The sequence below is a fragment of the Enterobacter cloacae genome (assembly GCF_011078175.1).
Lineage (GTDB): Bacteria > Pseudomonadota > Gammaproteobacteria > Enterobacterales > Enterobacteriaceae > Enterobacter > Enterobacter cloacae_Q.
This window is the reverse complement of sequence record NZ_JAALCJ010000009.1, coordinates 33,930-57,888: the sequence shown is the minus strand read 5'-3', so window position 1 is coordinate 57,888 and position 23,959 is coordinate 33,930. Positions and strand designations below refer to the sequence as shown.

The window sequence follows — 23,959 nt, the reverse complement described above, 5'->3', positions numbered from 1 at the left end:
GTTCCAGGCCTATCCGAACCTTTGGGAGTACACACAATGCAAGAGAACTACAAAATTCTGGTCGTAGATGACGACATGCGCCTGCGTGCGCTGCTGGAACGTTATCTGACCGAGCAGGGCTTCCAGGTTCGTAGCGTCGCGAACGCGGAACAGATGGATCGCCTGCTGACGCGTGAATCCTTCCACCTGATGGTGTTAGACCTGATGCTGCCTGGCGAGGACGGGCTTTCTATTTGCCGCCGTCTGCGCAGCCAGAGCAACCCGATGCCAATCATCATGGTGACGGCGAAGGGGGAAGAAGTTGACCGCATTGTCGGCCTTGAGATCGGCGCTGATGACTACATTCCAAAGCCGTTCAACCCGCGTGAGCTGCTGGCGCGTATTCGCGCCGTGCTGCGTCGTCAGGCGAACGAGCTGCCTGGCGCACCGTCTCAGGAAGAGGCCGTGATTGCATTCGGTAAGTTCAAGCTGAACCTCGGCACCCGCGAAATGTTCCGCGAAGATGAGCCAATGCCGCTCACCAGCGGCGAGTTCGCGGTGCTGAAAGCGCTGGTCAGCCATCCGCGCGAGCCGCTTTCCCGTGACAAGCTGATGAATCTGGCGCGTGGTCGTGAATACTCCGCGATGGAGCGTTCTATTGACGTGCAGATCTCTCGTCTGCGCCGCATGGTGGAAGAAGATCCGGCGCATCCTCGTTATATTCAGACCGTGTGGGGTCTGGGCTACGTTTTTGTCCCGGACGGCTCTAAAGCATGAGGCGAATGCGCTTCTCGCCGCGAAGTTCGTTTGCCCGCACGCTGTTATTGATCGTCACCCTGCTGTTTGTCAGCCTGGTGACGACCTACCTGGTGGTGCTGAACTTTGCAATCCTGCCGAGCCTTCAGCAGTTTAATAAGGTGCTGGCATACGAAGTGCGTATGCTGATGACCGATAAACTGCAACTGGAGGACGGCACGCAGTTGGTTGTCCCCCCGGCGTTCCGTCGGGAAATCTACCGTGAGCTGGGCATTTCTCTCTACTCGAACGAAGCGGCGGAAGATGCAGGCCTGCGCTGGGCGCAGCACTATGAATTCCTCAGCCAGCAGATGGCGCAGCAGCTTGGCGGCCCGACGGAAGTGCGCGTTGAGGTCAATAAAAGCTCGCCGGTTGTCTGGCTGAAAACCTGGCTGTCACCCAACATCTGGGTGCGTGTGCCGCTCACCGAGATTCATCAGGGCGACTTCTCGCCGCTGTTCCGTTACACCCTGGCGATCATGCTGTTGGCCATCGGCGGCGCGTGGCTGTTTATCCGTATTCAGAACCGACCGCTGGTCGACCTTGAACATGCGGCATTGCAGGTCGGTAAAGGGATCATCCCTCCTCCGCTGCGCGAGTATGGCGCATCGGAAGTGCGCTCTGTAACGCGTGCGTTTAACCACATGGCGGCAGGCGTTAAACAGCTGGCGGACGACCGTACGTTGCTCATGGCAGGCGTTAGTCACGATTTACGCACGCCGCTGACGCGTATCCGGCTGGCGACAGAGATGATGGGCGAGCAGGATGGTTATCTTGCAGAATCCATCAACAAGGATATCGAAGAGTGTAACGCCATCATCGAGCAGTTTATCGACTACCTGCGCACCGGGCAGGAGATGCCGATGGAGATGGCGGATCTGAACGCGGTTCTGGGCGAAGTGGTCGCCGCCGAAAGTGGCTACGAACGTGAAATTGCGACCGACCTTCAGGCGGGTGAGATTCAGGTACGTATGCATCCGCTCTCCATCAAACGCGCGGTGGCGAATATGGTGGTCAACGCGGCGCGCTACGGCAACGGCTGGATCAAAGTCAGCAGCGGTACGGAGCTCAACCGCGCCTGGTTCCAGGTGGAAGACGATGGCCCGGGCATTAAGCCTGAGCAGCGTAAGCACCTGTTTCAACCGTTTGTGCGCGGCGACAGCGCGCGCAGCACCAGCGGAACCGGCTTAGGGCTGGCGATTGTGCAGCGTATTATTGATAACCATAACGGACTGCTGGAAATTGGCACCAGCGAGCGGGGTGGTTTGAGCATTCGTGCGTGGTTGCCGGTGCCGGTTTTGCGAGGGCAGGTGAAAGAGAGTTAAAAAAAGGTGGCAAAAGCCACCTTTTTTGTAGGTCGGGTAAGGCGAAGCCGCCACCCGACAACATACGACCTCTGCGGCCTGATGCCCTCACCCCGGCCCTCTCCCACAGGGAGAGGGAGAAGAGCTACAGCTTCGGTCCTGCACTCACCAGCGCAGCACCTGCCGGCGTATCGGTATACTTCTCGAAGTTTTCGATAAACAGTTTCGCCAGCGATTCTGCCTTCTCACGCCACTGTTCCGGTGAACCATAGGTGTTGCGCGGATCCAGGATACGCGTATCCACGCCCGGCAGCGCCGTCGGGATCGCCAGATCGAACATCGGCAGCGTGAAGGTCTCGGCGTTATCCAGCGAACCATCCAGAATCGCGTCAATGATGGCGCGCGTATCTTTGATGGAGATACGTTTGCCCGTACCGTTCCAGCCCGTGTTTACCAGGTACGCCTGTGCGCCGGATGCCTGCATACGTTTCACCAGCACCTCAGCGTACTGCGTTGGGTGCAGCGACAGGAACGCCGCGCCGAAACAGGCGGAGAAGGTTGGGGTTGGCTCGGTCACGCCGCGCTCGGTACCCGCCAGCTTAGCGGTAAAGCCGGAGAGGAAGTGGTACTGCGTCTGGCTTGCCGTCAGGCGGGAAACCGGTGGCAACACGCCGAACGCATCCGCCGTCAGGAAAATCACCTTCGTGGCATGTCCCGCCTTCGACACCGGCTTCACGATGTTCTCGATGTGGTAGATCGGGTAAGAGACGCGGGTGTTTTCCGTTTTCGAGGCATCGTCGAAGTCGATAGAGCCATCGGCACGTACGGTAACGTTTTCCAGCAGCGCATCGCGGCGAATCGCGTGGTAGATATCCGGCTCTGCCTCTTCAGACAGACGAATGGTCTTCGCGTAGCAGCCGCCTTCGAAGTTAAATACGCCGTCATCGTCCCAGCCGTGTTCGTCATCGCCAATCAGACGACGTTTTGGATCGGTGGACAGGGTGGTTTTACCGGTGCCGGAAAGCCCGAAGAACACCGCCACGTCACCTTTTTCACCGACGTTCGCCGAACAGTGCATAGAGGCGATACCGCGCAGCGGCAGCAGGTAGTTCATAACCGAGAACATCCCTTTCTTCATTTCGCCGCCGTACCAGGTACCGCCGATCAGCTGGATACGTTCGGTCAGGTTGAAGGCAATGAAGTTTTCGGAGTTTAGACCCTGCTCTTTCCACTGCGGGTTGGTGCATTTCGCGCCGTTCATTACGATAAAGTCAGGGGTGAAGTCTTGCAGCTCTTCATCGGTCGGACGAATGAACATGTTCTTCACGAAATGCGCCTGCCAGGCCACTTCAGTGATAAACCGTACGGAAAGGCGGGTGTCGGCGTTCGCACCGCAGTACGCATCGATAATAAACAGGCGCTTGCCGGAAAGCTGATGGGTGACAAGCCCTTTCAGATGCTGCCAGGTCTCCGGGGAGAGCGGTTTGTTATCGTTCTTCCCTTTGCCTTTATCAGCCCACCACAGCGTATCGCGGGTGGTGTCGTCTCGGACGATATACTTATCTTTCGGCGAACGACCTGTAAAAATACCCGTATCGACGGCGATAGCACCAAGGTTCGTCAACACACCTCGCTCGTAACCTTCCAGTGCTGGATTGAGCTCTTCCTGATACAGCGTATCGTAATCGGGGTTGTAGACCACTTCCTGGACGTCGTGAATACCATAAGCCTTGAGATCTTGCGGGGTTAAACCATTAACACGCATATCACTGCTCCTTAGCCAATATGTACTGCCTGAAATTGTAGGGTTTTTCTGGGGATGTTAACCGCGACGGGGCTCATAGATTTACGTATCTGGTCAAAACCCTTACTAACGGAAAACGCTGCGACTCCAGTCACAGGGCGGGCAGATTATCGCAGGAATCGCTTTTTGGTTGGGGAAAATGTTCTTAAAAGGTTAAAGGTTGGTGGTTTAATCGGAAGGAATGTGAATGTAATCGCATACATGTAAGAAAATTACGTAAGAGTTACATAGAGAAAACGATTCAGCTTTAGCGAGGTTTTTTGCCCTCACCCTAACCCTCTCCCACAGGGAGAGGGAACTGGATGGGGTGAGGGAAGGGTATTAGTGAACCTGCGGATCCGCCGGGGAGGCGTTATTGCGGATCTCCGCAATATCCATCGAATTGAACACGTAGTGCGTACCGCAGTAATCACAGTGCATATCGATTTCACCGTCTTCCGCCATGATGCTGTCGATCTCTTCATCCGGCAGGGTTTTCAGCGCGCCCGCGCAACGCTCGCGGGAACAGGTGCACTTGAATTCCACCGCTTGCGGATCGTAAACCGTCACTTCTTCTTCGTGGTACAGACGCCACAGCACGTCCGTCGCCGACAGGGTGAACAACTCTTCCGCTTTGATGGTTTCCGTCAGCGTTGCCAGATGCTCGAAATCATTAGTCTGCGCATCCTGCGCAGGCAGAACCTGGAGCAGCATACCGCCGGCAGCTGGCTGGCCATCCACTTCACCGGTGCGGATGAACAGGCGGGTTGGCAGCTGTTCGGAACGCATGAAGTAATCTTCCAGGCAGGCGGCAAGCGTATCGCCCTCCAGACCGACAACGCCCTGATAGCGCTCACCTTCTTCAGGCGAGATGGTGATAACCAGATAGCCATTACCGACCAGTGTTTTCAGATCGGCATTTTCAGGGATATCGCCCTGAACGCGCGCCACGCCGCGCATCTGCTGCTGGTTATTGCCGTTGATCACCGCCAGCGACATCGGACCATCGCCCTGCAACTGGACGGTAATATCGCCTGCAAATTTCAGCGTGGCGGTCAGCAAGCTGGTGGCAACCAGCAGTTCGCCCAACAGGGTTTTCACCGGCAGCGGGTAGTTGTGATTTTCCAGAATCTGTTTCCAGGTTTCGGAAACGGTGACCAGCTCGCCGCGCACGGCGAATTGTTCAAACAGATAGCGGTGTAATTGGTCGTGTTGGGCCATTTTCATCTCTCGTGCGGGTGAGGGTTACTCGTTCTCACCGTGTTTAAATTTCATCAGATCGCGGCGCTCTTTTTTATCCGGTCGCCGGTCCGGGTGAGGCATCGTAAGCGCATTCATTTTGCGCGCCAGCGCGGTTTTCTCGCGCTTCTCTATGCTTTCAGCCGTCTCTTCATACAGCAAAACGGCTTCGGTTGCGGGCCGCCGCTGTTCGGTAATGGCTTTCACCACCACCGTTTTCTCATCGTTGCCCTGGCGCAGCGTCAATGTGGCATTCAGTTCAACCAGCTTGCTTGGTTTACTGCGCTGGCCGTTGTAATGCACTTTTCCGCCGTCAACCATTTCACGGGCAAGGGCGCGCGTTTTGTAAAAACGGGCGGCCCACAGCCATTTATCCAGTCTTACCCCATCAGAGGGTTTTTCTTTCATGGCGTCTCCTTCACGGTGAGTGAGGGGATCATCCGGCGATAGTCGTTCAGCCCCGGATGTCGCAAATAGCTTTTCTCAGCCAGGCCGGAATCGGGATTGGTCACGCCCAGACAATAGCGAATGCCAAAAGCAGCCGCAGAGTCCAGAATTGGTTCGCTGTCGTCAATGAACAGCGTCCGTTCCGGCTGTAAACCGGTCTCTTCCATCACGGCATGCCACAAGCGCTGATCCTCTTTCGGATAACCAAATGTGTGGGTGGAAAGCAATAAATCAAGGTGTGAAGCAAGACCGGTATGTTCCAGCTTCACGGCCAGATTATGGGGATGCGCATTCGTCAGCAAAATGCGGCGCTTACCGCAGGCTTTTAACGCATCCAGGAACGGAACCGTATCGTCGCGCAATACGGCGCGGGCGCCCTGGGCGGTGGTCATGGCACAAATATCCAAACCGAGTCGCTCGCTCCAGTAATCAAGACAGTACCAGTTTAGCGTATGCTGCACCGCGCTATATTGCGAACGAATGAATTCCTGCGCTTCCGCCGGGGAGATCCCCTGCTGTTCACCGTATGTTTCCGGGACCAGCTTTTGCCAGAAATAGTTATCAAAGGCGAGATCGAGCAGTGTGCCGTCCATATCAAGCAGGACGGTATCGACCGCCTGCCAGTCGATATCAAGATGCATAAGGGGGAACTCCAGCCAGAAGAAACGTGCGCGACAGGGTAGCACAACTTGTCGCGCAGGGACGTTATCCGATCAGGCTCTCGGAAGAGGAGATCAGTTTCGGGTTAAGGCAATTTTCGTAGTAGGCCTGGATTTCTGCCAGCCGCGTGCGGGAACGCTGATAGCGGCGTACGGCCTGATAACCATTCCAGACAATGCACGCCAGCATCGCAATCAGCAGCAGGGATGTCCCTACATAGCGCCACAGGCCAGCGCTATCCGGCATACGGTGCAGGCCGATATGACGCGTACCGTTGGCGTCGGTAAAGAGGGTGGTGACGATGCCTTCCGCGCTGAATGGCGTCCGCATCAGCATCTGCGCCAGTCGCTGAAATTCACTCCACTGCTCCTGGGCAGGGTAGTCATACAGCGAAACCTGCGGATAGGGTTGATCCACCAGGTCGCTGCCTTCATCGCTGGCAATCACAAATCCGCCGGGCGCCGGGCTGTTTAGCGCCTGAGCCGCACGGGTGGTTTCACGCATTACGAAGGGGGCGGTAGAGGTCGCCACCAGGTTATCCAGCGACTCTGCGCTGACCGGACGCAAAAGTACGTTCACACCGTCCAGGCGTCCCGCTTCGGCGCGTTTCACCAGCGTGTCCCAGTCTTTGCTGTTGCCAAGGTTGACCAGCGCGTTCTTCAGCCGGATACAGTCATCCTGAGCTGAGCAAAGATCCTCTGTTTTCAGGACGATTTCGCCAAAGTCGTCCAGCAGCACCATACCCGACTTCTGTATCGCTGAACGCAGGGCAGGGCTGACGCGAGAATCCTCATCCGGTTTCGGATGGAGCTGGCGATTAATCGTCTGGGTAAGCGCGGTGGCCTTATTGACGACATCCGATTCCGGCAGCGGCAGCGGGGAGGCATCATTCCAGATGATCTGAGAGCAGTCGAACGGCGAGAACGGTGAGTTCTGACGCGTGTTCCAGGTGCCCGGCGTGTGGATATTACACATCCCGGTGCCTTTCAGACGCAACGTATCACCCACGCGTACACCCGCTTCTTCGAGCTGTTGCACGCTGGTGGCTTCCACGGTTTGCGCCCCTTTGAACCACGACAGGGTAAATTTAATTGGCATGTCCAGCGGCACGAAAAGCAGCAGCATGACGAAGATTAACGCCGCTCCACCGGCAATTACTGCGCTGCGGAGCCAGTGCTGTAGCGGAAAGTTTTTCACTTCGTCGTGCAGGGATAAGTAACGTCCCTGGCGTACAACGTGGCGGTCGAGATAAATATCGATATCGGTTTTATGGCCTAAATCCTGCGCAATCCACGGCTGCCAGTGGCGCGGATAGATAAGATCGATGATCCCGAGCGAGATATTATTGATATGTTCCTGATCGTTCTCGCCAAACAGCCCCCAGCGTTTTGGGGTTCCGCGCAGGCAGTGAATCTCGCGTAACGATGTTTTTGCCGGCGGAGCAAATATGCCCCACAGTCCGGCTGCAAGAAGCAGCACTGCGCTACCTGCGAGCCACGGAACAAACACGTCCGGCGTCAGCAGGCAGATGAAAAAGAGAAAGAATGAGGCAACAATCAACACTGCTTCGCGAATGCCATCCGGGCGGCTCAGTACGTACTCTTCATGCGTCTCCTGGCGGATGTTCAGCAATTCAATCTGCTCTGTCTCTTCACCGCGAATAGAGGCCTGCGTTCCGCTCGCGCGTTCCAGCGCAAAGCGCGGCGCTTCCTGAACATATTCGCTCAGGGTATGACCATTAAGAGAAATAACCAGCGGCAGCGTATCGGTATGGATAAGCTCAACGCTATTTTCATCGTTGATATATTGCTCCCAGAAGGGAGGCAGGTGCACTTCAACAGAATCGAGATAGTAGCGCCACTTGTTGGGATCGTCGGTGGTGATGCCGTAGCGGGTAATGGAGCGCGTCACGCACAGAACGGTGTCGCTTTGAGCGTTCAGGTTGAGCGATACGGGGGCGGCGCTGGCGCCGGTAGGGCCAGGCGAAAGCCGGGATCGGTTAAGCGTGTCGAGATAATGCTCAACGGTGTTGCGTTCCTCTGGCGAAAGCTTACGCGTGTTTGCCCCGGCGAACGCGTTTAAAAAGGGCAGCCGATAACGGCGATGTACGCGGCGCCTGAATACCCACACCGCAATCGACGCGCAGGCCAGCACAGCAGCGAGAAAAATCAAAATGGTGCTCATGCTTTCCCCATCTTACTTATCTTCTTACAGGTGTTGTCAGTCGCACCTTTATACAATGAATGAGATTCTGTGGTCGGCTATCGGCAAGTATGGAGTCTAACTTGAGCATGTTGACGCGCATCCCAGTGACCGATAATGATAACAAAGCCTGTTCCGGCGCGATATCAGCAAATTCCTGGAAACATTTCAACCTCTTGACATTTGTTTTGAAATGAGAATCACCAAAAGTTACGTTGCATAAATGTAAATAAAGAGCAATTGACATTGCCGAAACCGTGCGGCGTATCGCACAATAAAGCCAGTTCACCCAGCAAAGACCCGTCAAGATGACCAAACCCTTACAAAAGCCCATCATTCTGAATGTTGAAACCGTCGCAAAATCGCGTCTGTTTAATGTCGAAAGCGTGGATCTGGAGTTCAGCAACGGTGTGCGTCGTGTTTATGAGCGTATGCGCCCCTCCTCGCGTGAAGCGGTGATGATCGTGCCCATCGTTGACGAGCACCTGATCCTCATTCGTGAATACGCCGTGGGCACAGAATCCTACGAGCTGGGCTTCTCCAAAGGACTGATCGATCCGGGCGAAACGGTGTTTGAAGCGGCAAACCGGGAGCTGAAAGAAGAGGTCGGTTTTGGCGCGAAAGAGCTGACGTTCCTGAAAAAGCTGAGCATGGCGCCATCCTATTTCTCCAGCAAAATGAACATTGTTGTCGCGGAAGATCTCTATCCTGAATCGCTGGAAGGAGACGAGCCGGAACCGCTGCCGCAGGTTCGCTGGCCGCTGGCTCATCTGATGGATTTGCTGGAAGATCCTGACTTTAACGAGGCGCGCAACGTGAGCGCACTGTTCCTGGTGCGTGAGTGGCTGAAGGGGCAGGGGCGTTTGTAGCGTCACCATTAAAAACGGCAACCGAAGGTTGCCGTTTTGCATGGACTTTGCAGGCCGGGTCAGGCGTAGTCGCCACCCGGCTTTTTTGTTGGCGTCAGAACAGCTCGTGCGTCTCGCCGTTATCAATGATCTCTGTCCCCACCTCATGCACTGCCTGCGTGGTTGGCTGCGTACCCTCGATGAAATACTCGGCACGGCTGTTACCGCCATTCGCGAGCTGTCCGGTGCTGCGGTCGATATTCACCGTCACAACGCCCGGCGGAGGCGTTAGCGGCTGCTCTGGTACGCCCTCGAGAACGGCTTTCATGTATGCATCCCAGGCTGGTTGCGCACTTTTCGCGCCGCCTTCGTAACCGGAAATCTGATCTTTAATCGCGCCAGAGGCGGTGGTGCGTCCCAGATCGCGGCGGTGATCGTCAAAACCAATCCAGACGGAGGTGACAACGCCCGGGCCATAACCTGAGAACCAGGCATCTTTTGAACTGTTGGTTGTCCCGGTTTTACCGCCGATGTCGCGACGCTGCAAATCGCGGCCCGCTCGCCAGCCGGTGCCTTGCCAGCCCGGTTCGCCAAAGATGTTGGTGTTCAGTGCGCTCTTAATCAGGAACGACAGTGGCGTGCTGATCACGTGTGGGGCATACTCCTGCGCGCCACTCTGGGCGACCAGCGCCTGATTGGCCTGTTCCAGCTGAGGCTGCGGTACCGTCAGACTCTGACGTTCCTGCGAGATCGCCACATCTTCCATATCCTTGTTTTCCAGGACATTGGATTTTGGCGTGTCGCCGTAAATCACGGGAATATCGCAGTCAGGGCAGGCGATTTTCGGTTTCGCTTCAAACAGCACGCCGCCCTGATCGTTCTCGATTTTGCTGATGAAGTACGGATCGACCAGGAAGCCGCCGTTCGCCATCACCGAATAGCCGCGCGCGACCTGGAGCGGCGTAAAGGACGCGGAGCCGAGTGCCAGAGATTCGGTATGTACGATGTTTTGCGCCGGGAAGCCGAAGCGTTGCAGATACTCTGCCGCATAATCAACGCCCATCGCACGCATCGCGCGAACCATGACCACGTTTTTAGACTGACCAAGCCCCTGACGAAGACGGATAGGGCCAGCGTATTGCGCCGGTGAGTTCTTCGGCTGCCAGTCAGACCCCGCACCGGCATCCCAGCGGGAGATTGGCACGTCGTTGAGAATGCTGGCGAGCGTCAGTCCCTTATCCATCGCTGCGGTATACAGGAACGGTTTGATGTTTGAACCGACCTGACGCAGCGCCTGGGTCGCGCGGTTAAACTTGCTCTGGTTGAAATCGAACCCGCCAACCAGCGCCATCACGGCACCGTTTTGCGGATTAATAGAGACCAGAGCCGAGTTGACGTCCGGCACCTGCGCCAGCCACCAGGCATCACCTACCTGACGTACCCAGATTTGTTGTCCGGTTTGTACCACATCGGTCACTTTGCGCGGCGTAGGTCCCTGAAGGGTGTCAGAACGGTACGGACGCGCCCAGCGGACACCCTCCATGCGCAGCGATACGGATGTGCCATCGGCCATCATCGCCACCGCTTCCTGGGGATCGGCCTGGGTGACGACCGCCGGACGCAGCGGCCCATAGGCCGGGAGCGCTTTCAGGGAGTCAGTGATTTTTTTGCTGTCCCATGCCCCTTCGCCCACTTTCCACAGCACGTTGGACGGGCCGCGATAGCCGTGACGCATATCGTAATCCATCACGTTATTACGCACCGCCTGCTGGGCTGCCTGCTGCACCTTGCGGGTCACGGTGGTATAGACGCGATAGCCATCTTCATACGCTTTATCACCGTAGCGACTCACCATCTCCTGGCGAACCATTTCAGTGAGATACGGTGCAGAGAAGGCGATTTCCGGTGCATGGTAATTGGCGTCAATAACGTCACTGCGCGCCCGATCGTAATCAGACTGGCTAATGTAGCCTTCGCTCAACATACGCGACAACACTACGTTACGACGCGCGGTGGCGCGATCCAGCGAGTAGAGCGGGTTAAACGTAGATGGCGCTTTTGGCAGGCCGGCAATGGTCGCCATTTCGCTTAGCGTGAGCTGATCGATCGGCTTACCAAAATAGACCTGAGCCGCTGCCCCTACGCCATAGGCGCGGTAGCCCAGATAGATCTTGTTGAGGTAAAGCTCCAGGATCTCGTCTTTGCTCAGCAGTTGCTCAATGCGGATCGCGAGGAACACCTCTTTGATCTTACGCATCAGCGTCTTTTCCGGGCTGAGGAAGAAGTTACGCGCCAGCTGCTGGGTAATGGTACTTGCCCCCTGAGAGGCATGACCGGAGAACAGCGCTACGCTTGCCGCACGGAAAATACCGACCGGATCGACACCGTGGTGCTCGTAAAAACGGCTATCCTCGGTAGCGATAAACGCCTTCACCATCACGGGTGGAATTTGATTTAAGGTCAGTGGGATACGACGTTTCTCGCCGTATTGCGCCATCAGTTCACCGTCGGCGCTATAGACCTGCATAGGGATCTGAAGCCGCACATCACGAAGTGTGGCGACATCAGGGAGTTGCGGCTCGACATATTTGTACAAACCAATAATCGAGCCTGCTCCCAGCAGAATGCAACAGACTGCAAGGATCAATAAATACTTTACGAACTTCACCGGAGATTTCCCATTTGGTTTAGCCTGGGCAGTTTCTAAACAATCGCGCGGTAGTATAAAGGCAAGCCTGATTCATTGATATAGCCGTCACTCTGACGGGCGATAAGGAGATCGTGAAGCATGGCTTTTAAAACGTGGCAAACAGGCGTTCATATTCAACAGGATAAGGTAGTTGCTGTCGCGCTGACCAGAGAGCGGGCGGGCTGGCGTTTACGGCGCTGGTGGGCGGTGCCGCTGTCAGATGCCATTATCGGGGAGGGAAAAATACTTAACCCAGAACAACTGGTTAATGCCTTACGCGGCTGGCGGAAAACATTGCCGCACTCGCATCGGGTATTTCTCTCATTTCCGTCAACACGTGTTCTGCAACGCGCGTTGCCTCGTCCATCCGTTACCTTGCGTGACAGTGAACAACTCACCTGGGTAGGCGCCACATTAGCGCGAGAGCTGGAGATGCCTGCCGATACGCTCTGCTTTGACTACGCGCAGGATACGTTCAGCAACACATTTCATGTTACCGCAGCGCAGAACAGAGAGGTCGATACCCTGTTGTCGCTGGCGAAAGCGCTGCGTTTGCGTCTGGCCGCAATCGCCCCGGATGCCGGTGCGCTGGTTAATCTTCTCTCTGCTGTTGCTCCCGCCCGGTGCGTGGCCTGGAGAGATGAACACCAGTGGCTATGGGCGATGCGTCACCAGTGGGGGCGGCGTTACACCACGGAAGCGGCGAACGTGAATGAGCTGGCGGCGCTGCTTGCGCTTTCTCCTTGTGATATCGCCGTGTTTGATGCTGCTCGCGATCCCTGGGAAGTAGTGAAATTGTGTCAGCCGCCGCTTCCAGAATGCGGTGCGGATTACACCGTCGCCCTGGCGCTGGCCATGAGCGAGGTGCCGTAATGAGCATGCCCAATCTTTTACCCTGGCGTCGGCAACTTCGTATTCAGCACCTGCGTTTCTGGGGCTTGCTGTTTACCGCCGCTTTACTGGTAATGCTGGCGGGAGGCGTCAGTCTGCGGGTGACAAAAACGCTCGCGTTGCAGGCGTTGCAGAGCGAACTGGCGGGGATGCGTGCGGTGCAGAAGGTCTTGAAAGCGCGTCAGCCGCAATCTGCGGGGCTGACCCCCCCTTCTCTGCCGTCTGAGCCAGTGGCATGGCAACCCGCGCTGGAATCCCTTGCTGACGCAATGCCCCGGCAGGCCTGGCTGACGACGCTGCGTTATCAGCCCCCCTCGCTGACGCTGACCGGTTATACCACCTCACTGCCCGCGCTCGCCGCCATGACCGATGCCCTGAAAAGGGTGACGGGGTTTAACCCCGGACCGGCTGGCGAACTGCAACAGGATAGTCAGGGGCGATGGATGTTCTCTTTTCAGCTGCATAGCCGGAGGTAGCCAGTGGATATCTGGTATCAACGCTGGAGTGATGCACGTCCTTCCCGGCGCGTGCTTTGTTGGTTTATCGCGTCGGGGCTTGTTGCGTTGGCAATTTGGGGACTGCTGCTCAGGCCCGCTGCTCTGCATTACGCCGATATTCAGGCGCAGGCCAGCAGTGCGAAGCGACTCAACGCCTCGCTGTGGCCAGAGGCCGGACGTCGAGTTGTGGTTACGCAAGTGACGCCCTCGCGGCCCTTTTCTCCCCTGGCATTCCAGCGTGAGGAGGCAAGGCTGGTGTACTGGAAGCCGCAGCAAAGTGGGGGAGAGCTGGCGCTGGATGCCTCATGGGACGAGGTTCCGGCGCTCTTTTCCCGGCTGGCGCTTGAGAACGTGCGGGTGAGTGCGTTTTCCATCACCCCGCAGGGCAAACGGCTACGCCTCAACCTGCAACTGGAGATCGGTCATGCGCAGTAAAGCCCGGTTGCTGATCCTGCTTTCTCCACTTTTCCTGACCGGGATGCGAGATCCCTTCTCTGTGCCGGAAGAGCGTTGCGCAGCCGGGCAGCTCAGCCAGTGGCGATATCAGGGAGTCGTCAGCGGCAGCAGGGATATTGGCTTTATGCAGGACGGACAGAAACGCTGGTACAGGGTAAAAACGCAGATGCGGTTACCGACAGGCTGGCGCGTTATCGCGATAGACAAACAACAACTGACCGTGGATGTCGGCGAGATGTGCGAGCCGAAGCAATGGACATGGCAACGAGAAGGAACGAAAAAAAGTGAAGATAAGGACAGGGCTGTTACTGGCGGCACTCAGCTATCCCCTGTGGGCCGCGACGCCAAAACCGGTCACCCTGCTGGTGGATGATGTCCCGGTGGTGCAGGTTTTACAGGCGCTGGTCGCGCAGGAGGACCGCAATCTGGTGGTGTCGCCGGATGTCAGCGGCTCGCTTTCGCTGAATTTAACGCGGGTGCCCTGGAGGCAGGCGCTTCAGACGGTAGTGAACAGCGCCGGGCTGGTATTGCAGGAAAAGGGCGGCATATTTTATGTGCATACGGCGGCCTGGCAACGGGAGCAACAGACGCGTAAAGAGCAGGAGCGGGCCCAGCGTTTGCTCGACGCCCCGCTGCACTCTCACAGCATTCCGTTTGCTTATGCGGATGCGGCCGAATTGCAAAAAGCGGCGGAAAAACTCTTAAGCCCGAAAGGCAGTCTCTCCGTCGATAAGCGAACCAACCGCTTTCTGGTCAGGGATAACCAGACGGTGGTGGATATGCTTCAGCGCTGGGCAGCACAGATGGATCTGCCCGTCGAGCAGGTGGAGCTGGCGGCGCAGATTGTGACCATCAGTGAAAAAAGCCTGCGTGAACTGGGGGTGAAATGGAACCTCGCTGACGCAACGGAGGCCGGTAAGGTGGGCCAGGTCACGACGCTGGGTACGGACCTGTCGGTGGCCAGTGCAACCACCCACGCAGGGTTTAACATCGGGCGCATCAACGGCAGGATGCTGGATCTTGAGTTGTCGGCGCTTGAGCAAAAGCAGCAGGTGGATATCATCGCCAGCCCGCGGCTGCTGGCGTCGCACATGCAGCCGGCCAGCATCAAGCAGGGCAGCGAAATTCCGTATCAGGTTTCCAGCGGCGAGAGCGGGGCGACATCCGTTGAATTTAAAGAGGCGGTATTAGGCATGGAGGTCACGCCGGTGGTTCTGCCGGGCGGTCGCGTGCGCCTGAAACTGCATATCAGTGAAAATATGCCCGGCCAGGTGCTGCAACAGGCAGACGGCGAAACGCTGGCGATCGATAAGCAGGAGATCGAAACGCAGGTTGAGGTAAAAAGTGGGGAAACGCTCGCGCTGGGCGGGATCTTTTCGCAAAAGAATAAAACCGGACGCGATAGCGTGCCTGTGCTGGGCAACATCCCGTGGCTGGGACAGTTGTTCCGCCATGACGGAAAAGATAACGAACGGCGCGAGTTAGTGGTGTTTATCACGCCACGTCTGGTCAGTATTCATTAATGGGTAACGATCCCCGCAATGATTTTGCATTCAGTTTGTTGCAGATGTTTGACGTGGGGCATGAATTAGCATACAAGGAGTACCGATTTGAGTTGGACTTACGTCTTATTTCCTTATGCGCCGGGAACGATGATTTAATCAGTTGCCAAACAAGCCGGAGTATTGAGATAATTTTTCGTCTGACTCTCGCTCTATTGCAAATGAGGTTTCAGTTCATGTCCTGCTACGCCAGGTGTCTGCGCAGCGGGGATTACCATTAACGAATAGTCTTAGTAGTACCGAAAAAATGGCAGAGAAACGCAATATCTTTCTGGTTGGGCCTATGGGTGCCGGCAAAAGCACTATTGGGCGTCAGTTAGCTCAACAACTCAATATGGAATTTTACGATTCTGATCAAGAGATTGAGAAACGAACCGGAGCGGATGTGGGCTGGGTCTTCGACGTAGAAGGCGAAGAAGGTTTCCGTGACCGAGAAGAAAAAGTGATCAACGAACTCACGGAAAAACAGGGCATTGTGCTGGCAACTGGCGGCGGCTCTGTAAAATCTCGCGAAACCCGCAACCGTCTCTCCGCCCGTGGCGTAGTGGTCTATCTTGAGACGACCATCGAAAAACAGCTGGCACGCACGCAGCGTGATAAAAAGCGCCCGTTGTTGCAGGTTGAAACACCGCCACGTGAAGTTCTGGAAGCTTTGGCCGATGAACGCAATCCTCTGTACGAAGAGATTGCTGATGTGACCATTCGTACTGACGATCAAAGCGCTAAAGTGGTTGCAAACCAGATTATTCATATGCTGGAAAGCAACTGATTCTGGCTTTATATACACTCGCCTGCGGGTAAAAGCATTTAAGGTGGATGTCGCGTCATGGAGAGGATTACAGTTACTCTCGGGGAACGTAGTTACCCTATCACCATCGCGGCTGGTTTGTTTAACGACCCAGCTTCCTTCTTACCACTGAAAGCGGGTGATCGGGCGATGCTGGTCACCAACGAGACGCTGGCTCCGCTTTATCTCGACCGTGTACGTCACCTGCTTGAGCAGGCCGGCGTGAAGGTCGACAGTGTGATTCTGCCCGATGGCGAGCAGTACAAAAGCCTGACGGTACTGGATACCGTCTTTACCGCACTTCTGCAAAAACCGCACGGTCGTGATACAACGCTGCTTGCCCTGGGCGGCGGCGTTGTGGGCGATCTGACCGGTTTTGCAGCCGCCAGCTACCAGCGCGGTGTGCGCTTTATTCAAATTCCTACCACGTTGCTGTCACAGGTCGATTCTTCTGTAGGCGGTAAAACGGCGGTTAACCATCCGCTCGGCAAAAACATGATTGGCGCGTTCTACCAGCCTGCCTCGGTGGTGGTGGATCTCGACTGTCTGAAAACCTTGCCAGCGCGTGAACTGGCGTCCGGCCTTGCAGAAGTGATCAAATACGGCATTATTCTTGACGGTGAGTTCTTCTCCTGGCTGGAAGAGAATATGGATGCGCTGCTGCGCCTCGATGGGCAGGCAATGGCCTACTGTATTCGCCGTTGTTGTGAGCTGAAAGCGGAAGTCGTTGCCGCAGATGAGCGTGAAAACGGCTTACGTGCTTTACTGAATCTGGGGCATACGTTTGGTCACGCGATCGAAGCTGAAATGGGCTACGGTAACTGGCTTCACGGTGAAGCTGTCGCTGCCGGTATGGTCATGGCTGCACGTGCCTCTGAACGTCTGGGGCAGTTCATGCCGGAAGAGACAGCACGTATTATCGCGTTGCTTAAACGTGCTGGCTTGCCGGTGAGTGGTCCGCAGGAAATGTCTGCGCAGGCGTACCTTCCCCACATGATGCGCGATAAAAAAGTATTGGCAGGTGAGATGCGTCTGGTACTCCCGCTTGCGATAGGGAAAAGTGAAGTGCGCGGCGGAGTGCCGCACGAAGTCGTACTTGGCGCTATTGCTGATTGTCAGCAGGCGTAACAACTAGAAAGGTCAGACCGCTGTAACAGGTGGTCGTTTTAGCTTCAGGTAAATGCAGAGTCGTTGGCAGAAGCCTTTGAGTGGGGTGTTAAATGGATGAATTCAAACCAGAAGACGAGCTGAAACCCGATCCCAGCGATCGTCGTACTGGTCGTTCTCGTCAATCTTCAGAACGTGATAACGAGCCGCAGATCAACTTTGACGATGTCGATCTGGATGCAGACGATCGTCGCCCTTCGCGTAGCCGTAACGCGCGAAATGAGCGTGAAGACGAGGAGTATGAATCCGAAGAAGAGTTAATGGTTGAGCAGCCTGTTGAACGTCGTCCGCGCAAACGTAAAAAAGCGGCAGCGGCAAAACCGGCCTCCCGTCAGTACATCATGATGGGCCTTGGCGTTCTGGTGCTGGTCTTGCTGATTGTCGGCATTGGTTCCGCGCTAAAAGCACCTTCTACCAATTCTACCGAGCAGACGGCGTCTGCCGAGAAGAGCATCGACCTGTCTGGTAATGATGCGAGCAACCAGGCGAATGGCGCTCAGCCTGCGCCGGGTACCACTTCCGCAGAGCAGACCGCCGGTAACACCAGCGCAGGTCAGGATATCTCTCTGCCGCCGGTCTCAGCTACCCCGACTCAGGGCCAGGCGCCTGCGACGCCTGAAGGCCAACAGCGTGTTGAAGTTCAGGGCGATCTGAACAACGCGCTGATGCAGCCGCAGAATCAGGAGCAGGTTAACGCTGCCGTGGTGAACTCCACGCTGCCAACTGAACCCGCCACCGTTGCGCCAGTGCATGGCAGCAATGCCCAGCAGCAAACGGCGGCAACGGAAACCAAACCTCGCCAGACGCAGACTGCGCCACGTCAGGAGCGTAAGCAGGCTGTGATTGAGCCAAAGCGTGAGACGAAACCGCAGACCGTGGCAAAAGCGCCAGAAACGAAAGCGCCAGCGCAGACAAAACCTGCGGTAAGCCAGCCGGTTAAAGCGCCAACGCCTGCGGCCACCACTGCACCGAAAGCAACGGCGACCACAACCGCACCTGCTGCAACAACACCTGCGGCTCCCGCAGCCAAAACGGGCGCTGCAACAGGTAAAACGACGGGTAACGTGGGTTCTTTGCAGTCGGCCTCTTCCAGCAACTACACCCTTCAGCTGAGCAGTTCGTCTAACTATGACAACCTCAACGCCTGGGCGAAGAAATCGAATCTGAAAAACTACGTGGTTTATCAGACGACCCGTAACGGTCAGCCGTGGTATGTGCTGGTGAGTGGTATTTATGCCTCCAAAGATGAAGCAAAACGTGCCGTTTCCACGCTGCCAGCCGATGTGCAGGCGAAAAACCCGTGGGCGAAGCCGATTCATCAGGTGCAGGCCGATCTGAAGTAATGTTTAAAGCGCAGGATGCTGTCGGAGCTTTCTCCACAGCCGGAGAAGGTGTAATCAGTTAGTCAGCATGAAAAAAAATCGCGCTTTTCTGAAATGGGCAGGGGGGAAATACCCCCTGCTCGATGATATTAAAAAGCACCTGCCGAAAGGTGAGTGTCTAATCGAGCCCTTTGTAGGGGCTGGGTCGGTGTTCCTGAATACCGATTTTTCTCGTTATATCCTGGCGGATATTAACAGCGACCTCATCAGCCTCTATAACATCGTCAAACTGCGTACCGATGAGTACGTGGAAGAGGCGCGGAAGCTGTTTACGCCAGAGAACAACAACCCGGACGTCTACTATCAGTTCCGCGCTGAGTTTAATCAGAGCCAGGATCCGTTCCGTCGCGCGCTGTTGTTTCTTTATCTCAACCGCCATGGCTACAACGGTCTGTGCCGGTATAATCTGCGTGGCGAGTTTAACGTGCCGTTTGGCCGCTATAAGCGTCCCTATTTCCCGCTGGACGAGCTGTATCACTTTGCTGAAAAAGCACAGAATGCCGAGTTCTACTGTCTCTCCTATGAAGAGTGCATGGAGCTCGCGGGCGTGAATTCGGTGGTCTACTGTGACCCGCCTTACGCGCCGCTGTCCGCCACGGCAAATTTCACCGCCTACCATACCAACAGCTTCAGCCCGGCCGAGCAGGCGCGTCTGGCGGAAATGGCGGAAAAGCTGGTCAGTAAAAGAATTCCGGTGTTAATTTCGAATCACGACACGCCTGATACGCGCGAATGGTACAAAGCCGCGAAGCATTTTCAGGTGAAAGTGCGGCGTAGCATTAGCAGCAACGGCGGCACACGTAAAAAGGTGGACGAACTTCTGGCGCTTTATCGACCCTGAGCCTATGCCCGCCGGTAAACACATTTCAAGGAGATGCGGATGAAACAGTTTTTGATTGCCCCCTCAATTCTGTCGGCCGATTTTGCCCGCCTGGGTGAAGACACTGCCAAAGCTCTCGCGGCTGGCGCGGATGTCGTCCATTTCGACGTTATGGATAACCACTACGTTCCCAATCTGACCATCGGTCCAATGGTGCTTAAAGCCCTGCGTAACTACGGGATCACCGCGCCTATAGATGTGCATCTGATGGTGAAACCGGTTGACCGCATCGTGCCTGACTTCGCCGCGGCGGGTGCCAGCATCATCACTTTCCACCCGGAAGCCTCCGAGCACGTTGACCGCACATTACAGCTGATCAAAGAGAACGGCTGTAAGGCGGGGCTGGTCTTTAACCCGGCGACCCCGCTAAGCTATCTCGATTACGTGATGGATAAGCTGGACGTGATCCTGCTGATGTCCGTCAACCCGGGCTTTGGTGGTCAGTCGTTTATCCCGCAGACCCTCGAGAAACTGCGTGAAGTGCGCCGCCGTATCGATGAGTCTGGCTATGATATTCGCCTGGAAGTGGACGGCGGCGTGAAGGTCAACAACATCGGGGAGATTGCGGCGGCAGGGGCGGATATGTTCGTCGCAGGCTCCGCCATCTTCGATCAACCGGATTACAAAAAAGTCATTGATGAAATGCGCCGTGAACTGGCGAAGGTAAGTCATGGATAAATTGCAGGCTATTCGGGGTGTAGCATTTGACCTCGACGGCACGCTGGTCGACAGCGCGCCAGGATTAACCCGCGCCGTCGATCGGGCGCTGTATGCCCTTGAGCTTCCCGTTGCGGGCGAAGAGCGCGTTGTGACGTGGATTGGTAACGGTGCGGACGTACTAATGGAGCGCGCGCTGACCTGGGCTCGTCAGGAGCGCGCCTCGCAGCGTTCCGCGCAAGGGAAACCGAGTGTTGACCATGCTGATATTCCCCAGGATGAGCAGCAGCGTATTTTGCGCAAACTGTTTGACCGTTTCTACGAAGAGACCGTCGAAGAGGGTAGTTTCCTGTTCCCGGAGGTCGCTGAGACGCTGGATGCGCTTCACGCGAAAGGCATCCCGCTGGGGCTGGTGACTAACAAGCCGACACCGTTCGTTGCGCCTCTGCTGGAAGCGCTGGATATCGCGAAATACTTCTCCGTGATTGTGGGCGGCGATGACGTGCAGAATAAAAAGCCGCATCCGGAACCGCTGTTGCTGGTGGCAGGAAAATTATCCTTAGCGCCTGCGGAGCTGCTCTTTGTCGGGGATTCCCGCAATGATATTCTGGCTGCCAGAGCGGCAGGCTGTCCGTCGGTTGGGTTGACCTACGGCTACAACTACGGTGAGGCCATTACGCTGAGTGAGCCGGACGTTGTGTTCGATCACTTCAAAGATTTGTTGCCCGCACTCGGGCTCTCGCACAGTGAACATCAGGAATTGAATAATGACTAAGCCCATCGTTTTTAGTGGCGCACAGCCTTCAGGTGAACTGACCATTGGTAACTACATGGGTGCGTTACGTCAGTGGGTAAGCATGCAGGATGACTACCACTGCATTTATTGCATCGTGGATTTGCATGCTATCACCGCGCGTCAGGATCCCGAGAAGCTGCGCAAAGCGACGCTCGATACGCTGGCGTTATATCTGGCCTGTGGTATCGACCCAGAGAAGAGCACCATTTTCGTTCAGTCTCACGTGCCAGAGCACGCGCAGCTGGGCTGGGCGCTGAACTGCTACACCTACTTCGGTGAGCTGAGCCGCATGACGCAGTTCAAGGATAAGTCTGCCCGCTACTCTGAAAATATCAACGCCGGTCTGTTTGATTATCCGGTGCTGATGGCCGCCGACATTCTGCTGTACCAGACCAACCAGGTGCCGGTGGGTGAAGACCAGAAACAGCACCTGGAGCTGAGCCGCGATATTGCCCAGCGCTTCAATGCGCTTTACGGTGACGTGTTTAAAGTGCCTGAGCCGTTTATTCCGAAATCCGGCGCGCGCGTGATGTCGCTGCTGGAGCCGACCAAAAAGATGTCCAAGTCTGACGATAACCGCAATAACGTTATCGGCCTGCTGGAAGATCCGAAATCGGTGGTGAAAAAACTCAAGCGTGCGGTGACCGACTCTGACGAGCCGCCAGTGGTGCGCTACGACGTGCAGAACAAAGCGGGCGTGTCTAACCTGCTGGACATTCTCTCCGGTGTGACCGGACAGAGCATCCCTGAGCTGGAAAAACACTTTGAAGGCAAGATGTACGGCCACCTGAAAGGCGAAGTGGCAGACGCCGTTTCCGGCATGCTGACCGAGTTGCAGGAGCGCTATCACCGTTACCGTAACGACGAAGCTTTCCTGCAAAAAGTGATGAAAGAGGGCGCGGAAAAAGCCAGCGCGCGCGCGTCGGAAACCCTGAAAGCGGTGTACGACGCGATTGGGTTTGTGGCGAAACCGTAGGTAAAAGCAAAATGGTAACCACGTTATCGTTTTTAGGGTTTGTTCCCTCTCCCTGTGGGAGAGGGTCAGGGTGAGGGCATCAGGCCACACTTCCCTAAACGAAAAAACCGGGTCATCCCCGGTTTTTTTACGCCTGAAAAACGCTTACTGCTGTGCCGCCGGGCCGCAACCGCCAATGATCTTCGAAATGGAGATCGCCGGGTGCAGCAGGTAATCGTAGCTGCAATTATTTTTAGTATTTTGCACGTGACCGGTGCAGGCCGTCAGAGTTGTTAACAGACCGACCAGAACGGCAGCTTTTGCCAGTTTGAACATACGTATTCCTTGTCAAAAAATCGAAAATTGGATGTAAAACGAGGGAATAAATGGAAAAGTTCCATTTTGCGGGCGGTATGTTATCGACTGAGGTAAGAAGGGAGTAGTCCGCTTAAAGACTACTCCCGGGAGGGAGTTTATGCGTTAGTGGCTGGAGAACCAGTTCAGCTTTTCGCGCAGCGCTACCACGCGGCCCACCACGATCAGCGCCGGGCTTTCAACCTGTTGTGCCAGCTCGCCAAGCTGCGTCAACACGCCATCGACTACGCGCTGTGTAATGGCGGTACCGTTTTCCACCAGCGCAACCGGCATATCTGCTTCCATGCCGTGCTCCAGCAGTTTCGCCTGAATCGTGGCAGCCTGGTTTAGCCCCATATAGAAGACCAGCGTCTGCTTTTCAGCGGCCAGATTATGCCAGTCAAGCTCGCTGCCGGTTTTCAGGTGACCCGTCACCAGGCGTACGCTCTGAGCATAGTCGCGATGGGTTAACGGAATGCCGGAATAGGCAGAACAGCCGGACGCCGCCGTAATGCCCGGGACCACGGAGAACGGAATACCCGCGTTGCACAGGGTTTCCAGCTCTTCGCCGCCGCGACCAAAGATAAACGGATCGCCCCCTTTGAGGCGCACGACGCGCTTACCTTTTTGCGCTTCCCGCAGCAGGATTTGATTGATCTCCTCCTGCGGTACGCAGTGATAACCAGCCCGTTTGCCGACGAACACGCGATCGGCATCGCGGCGTACCAGGTTCATGATGTCATCAGAGACCAGACGGTCATACACAACGATGTCCGCCTGCTGGATCTGCTGTAGACCTTTCAGCGTCAGCAAGCCCGCATCGCCGGGACCAGCGCCCACCAGTACCACTTCACCGCGATGATCCAGCGGTTCAGAGAGGAGTTGTTCGGTCGTCTCTGCAACCGCTTTCGTATCCTGATTCGCCAGCGACTGCGCCAGCCTGTCGTTGACAAAGAACTTCTCCCAGAAGCGACGGCGTTCGCCCACGGTTACGAAGGTTTGCTTCACGCGGGAACGCAGCTGCCCGGCGTAATGGGCAATCTGACCAAGATGCTGCGGCAGCACGGCTTCCAGTTTCTCCCGCAGGAGACGAGCAAGAACGGGCGAGCGGCCACCGGACGACACTGCAATCATCAGCGGTGAACGGTCAATAATCGACGGCATGATAAAGCTCGCCTCTTTCGGCGCATCCACCACATTACAGAAGATGCGGCGCGCTTCGCAGGCGTCGCTGACGCGCTGGTTAACGTCATCGTTATCCGTTGCGGCAATGGTCAGCCAGCAGGTATCCAGCAGGGATTCATCAAATTCGCCCTGTATCCGCGTGAGCATCCCTTCCTGCGCCCAGACGTCAAACTGTGGGGCGAAGTTGAGAGCGTTAACGGTCAGTCGGGCGCCCGCCTCTAACAGCAGGCGCGCCTTGCGTTCAGCCACATCGCCGCCGCCCACGAGCAGGCAGTCGCGGTTGCGTAATTGACAAAAAATCGGCAGGTGATCCACGACGTTACCTCACAGCATTCATGGCGGGGAAAGAATTGACGTCAGGATAACAGCAGGAATCGTACAGAACATACGGTTTTCCTGCCGTTACCCATAAGGGGTCATAAGCCTTTCCTATTGAAAAGGCGG

Annotated in this window: 23 protein-coding genes; 15 read left to right on the top strand and 8 right to left on the bottom strand. The window is 56.0% G+C overall.

What is annotated here, in order from left to right; genetic code table 11:
* Window positions 1-36 precede the first annotated feature (36 nt).
* The gene (ompR, locus tag G6Q29_RS18300) at window positions 37-756 is read left to right on the top strand and encodes an osmolarity response regulator transcription factor OmpR (RefSeq protein WP_001157751.1); all 720 of its coding nucleotides are present in this window, start codon (window positions 37-39) and stop codon (window positions 754-756) included.
* On the top strand, window positions 753-2,099 hold the full coding sequence (gene envZ / locus G6Q29_RS18295; RefSeq protein WP_165466542.1) for a two-component system sensor histidine kinase EnvZ: 1,347 nt from the start codon (window positions 753-755) through the stop codon (window positions 2,097-2,099). The genes ompR and envZ overlap by 4 nt, the downstream gene beginning before the upstream one ends.
* A 124-nt stretch (window positions 2,100-2,223) precedes the next feature.
* Here envZ and pckA read toward each other — a convergent pair whose 3' ends face one another.
* The 5 genes from pckA to G6Q29_RS18270 all read right to left on the bottom strand — a co-directional run bounded on the left by pckA (window position 2,224) and on the right by G6Q29_RS18270 (window position 8,391).
* Window positions 2,224-3,843, bottom strand: a complete 1,620-nt coding sequence (gene pckA / locus G6Q29_RS18290) for a phosphoenolpyruvate carboxykinase (ATP) (RefSeq protein WP_165466541.1) — start codon at window positions 3,841-3,843, stop codon at window positions 2,224-2,226.
* A 360-nt stretch (window positions 3,844-4,203) separates the two neighbouring features.
* Entirely contained in the window at window positions 4,204-5,088 is an 885-nt protein-coding gene (gene hslO / locus G6Q29_RS18285; RefSeq protein ID WP_006812239.1) for an Hsp33 family molecular chaperone HslO, read from the bottom strand.
* An 18-nt stretch (window positions 5,089-5,106) separates the two neighbouring features.
* The gene (hslR, locus tag G6Q29_RS18280) at window positions 5,107-5,508 is read right to left on the bottom strand and encodes a ribosome-associated heat shock protein Hsp15 (RefSeq protein WP_006812238.1); all 402 of its coding nucleotides are present in this window, start codon (window positions 5,506-5,508) and stop codon (window positions 5,107-5,109) included.
* Window positions 5,505-6,188, bottom strand: coding sequence for a GMP/IMP nucleotidase (gene yrfG / locus G6Q29_RS18275; protein WP_165466540.1), 684 nt, complete (start codon window positions 6,186-6,188; stop codon window positions 5,505-5,507). Before yrfG ends, hslR begins: the two co-directional genes overlap by 4 nt.
* A gap of 64 nt (window positions 6,189-6,252) precedes the next feature.
* Complete coding sequence (locus G6Q29_RS18270) at window positions 6,253-8,391, bottom strand: intracellular growth attenuator family protein (RefSeq protein WP_165466539.1); 2,139 nt, start codon at window positions 8,389-8,391, stop codon at window positions 6,253-6,255.
* A 326-nt stretch (window positions 8,392-8,717) separates the two neighbouring features.
* Between G6Q29_RS18270 and nudE the strand changes: the two genes are divergently transcribed.
* The gene (gene nudE / locus G6Q29_RS18265; protein ID WP_165466538.1) at window positions 8,718-9,278 is read left to right on the top strand and encodes an ADP compounds hydrolase NudE; all 561 of its coding nucleotides are present in this window, start codon (window positions 8,718-8,720) and stop codon (window positions 9,276-9,278) included.
* Window positions 9,279-9,372: 94 nt separating this feature from the next.
* Here nudE and mrcA read toward each other — a convergent pair whose 3' ends face one another.
* Complete coding sequence (gene mrcA, locus G6Q29_RS18260) at window positions 9,373-11,925, bottom strand: peptidoglycan glycosyltransferase/peptidoglycan DD-transpeptidase MrcA (protein ID WP_165466537.1); 2,553 nt, start codon at window positions 11,923-11,925, stop codon at window positions 9,373-9,375.
* A 120-nt stretch (window positions 11,926-12,045) separates the two neighbouring features.
* On the opposite strand from mrcA, the gene G6Q29_RS18255 reads away from it, so the two are divergent.
* From G6Q29_RS18255 to trpS, 12 genes are all read left to right on the top strand, one after another.
* A complete protein-coding gene (locus tag G6Q29_RS18255; RefSeq protein ID WP_165466536.1) occupies window positions 12,046-12,819 on the top strand; it encodes a DNA utilization protein HofM in 774 nt (257 codons plus the stop codon).
* The gene (locus G6Q29_RS18250) at window positions 12,819-13,313 is read left to right on the top strand and encodes a PilN domain-containing protein (RefSeq protein WP_165466535.1); all 495 of its coding nucleotides are present in this window, start codon (window positions 12,819-12,821) and stop codon (window positions 13,311-13,313) included. The genes G6Q29_RS18255 and G6Q29_RS18250 overlap by 1 nt, the downstream gene beginning before the upstream one ends.
* An 87-nt stretch (window positions 13,314-13,400) precedes the next feature.
* The gene (locus tag G6Q29_RS18245; RefSeq protein WP_242637228.1) at window positions 13,401-13,769 is read left to right on the top strand and encodes a DNA utilization protein HofO; all 369 of its coding nucleotides are present in this window, start codon (window positions 13,401-13,403) and stop codon (window positions 13,767-13,769) included.
* Window positions 13,759-14,163, top strand: a complete 405-nt coding sequence (locus tag G6Q29_RS18240; protein WP_165466533.1) for a HofP DNA utilization family protein — start codon at window positions 13,759-13,761, stop codon at window positions 14,161-14,163. Before G6Q29_RS18245 ends, G6Q29_RS18240 begins: the two co-directional genes overlap by 11 nt.
* On the top strand, window positions 14,075-15,313 hold the full coding sequence (hofQ, locus tag G6Q29_RS18235; protein ID WP_165466532.1) for a DNA uptake porin HofQ: 1,239 nt from the start codon (window positions 14,075-14,077) through the stop codon (window positions 15,311-15,313). The genes G6Q29_RS18240 and hofQ overlap by 89 nt, the downstream gene beginning before the upstream one ends.
* A gap of 286 nt (window positions 15,314-15,599) precedes the next feature.
* Complete coding sequence (gene aroK / locus G6Q29_RS18230; protein ID WP_003861630.1) at window positions 15,600-16,121, top strand: shikimate kinase AroK; 522 nt, start codon at window positions 15,600-15,602, stop codon at window positions 16,119-16,121.
* Between the two features lie 57 nt (window positions 16,122-16,178).
* A complete protein-coding gene (gene aroB, locus G6Q29_RS18225; protein WP_165466531.1) occupies window positions 16,179-17,267 on the top strand; it encodes a 3-dehydroquinate synthase in 1,089 nt (362 codons plus the stop codon).
* Window positions 17,268-17,359: 92 nt separating this feature from the next.
* Window positions 17,360-18,649, top strand: coding sequence for a cell division protein DamX (gene damX, locus G6Q29_RS18220; RefSeq protein ID WP_165466530.1), 1,290 nt, complete (start codon window positions 17,360-17,362; stop codon window positions 18,647-18,649).
* Between the two features lie 67 nt (window positions 18,650-18,716).
* Window positions 18,717-19,529, top strand: a complete 813-nt coding sequence (dam, locus tag G6Q29_RS18215) for an adenine-specific DNA-methyltransferase (protein WP_006812227.1) — start codon at window positions 18,717-18,719, stop codon at window positions 19,527-19,529.
* 39 nt (window positions 19,530-19,568) lie between these two features.
* The gene (gene rpe, locus G6Q29_RS18210; protein WP_165466529.1) at window positions 19,569-20,246 is read left to right on the top strand and encodes a ribulose-phosphate 3-epimerase; all 678 of its coding nucleotides are present in this window, start codon (window positions 19,569-19,571) and stop codon (window positions 20,244-20,246) included.
* The gene (gene gph / locus G6Q29_RS18205) at window positions 20,239-21,000 is read left to right on the top strand and encodes a phosphoglycolate phosphatase (protein ID WP_165466528.1); all 762 of its coding nucleotides are present in this window, start codon (window positions 20,239-20,241) and stop codon (window positions 20,998-21,000) included. The genes rpe and gph overlap by 8 nt, the downstream gene beginning before the upstream one ends.
* The gene (gene trpS, locus G6Q29_RS18200) at window positions 20,993-21,997 is read left to right on the top strand and encodes a tryptophan--tRNA ligase (protein WP_015571430.1); all 1,005 of its coding nucleotides are present in this window, start codon (window positions 20,993-20,995) and stop codon (window positions 21,995-21,997) included. Before gph ends, trpS begins: the two co-directional genes overlap by 8 nt.
* Window positions 21,998-22,141: 144 nt before the next feature.
* On the opposite strand, the gene G6Q29_RS18195 is transcribed toward trpS, so the two are convergent.
* The gene (locus tag G6Q29_RS18195) at window positions 22,142-22,312 is read right to left on the bottom strand and encodes a YhfL family protein (protein WP_003861638.1); all 171 of its coding nucleotides are present in this window, start codon (window positions 22,310-22,312) and stop codon (window positions 22,142-22,144) included.
* 144 nt (window positions 22,313-22,456) lie between these two features.
* The gene (gene cysG / locus G6Q29_RS18190; protein WP_165466527.1) at window positions 22,457-23,830 is read right to left on the bottom strand and encodes a siroheme synthase CysG; all 1,374 of its coding nucleotides are present in this window, start codon (window positions 23,828-23,830) and stop codon (window positions 22,457-22,459) included.
* Window positions 23,831-23,959: the final 129 nt, after the last annotated feature.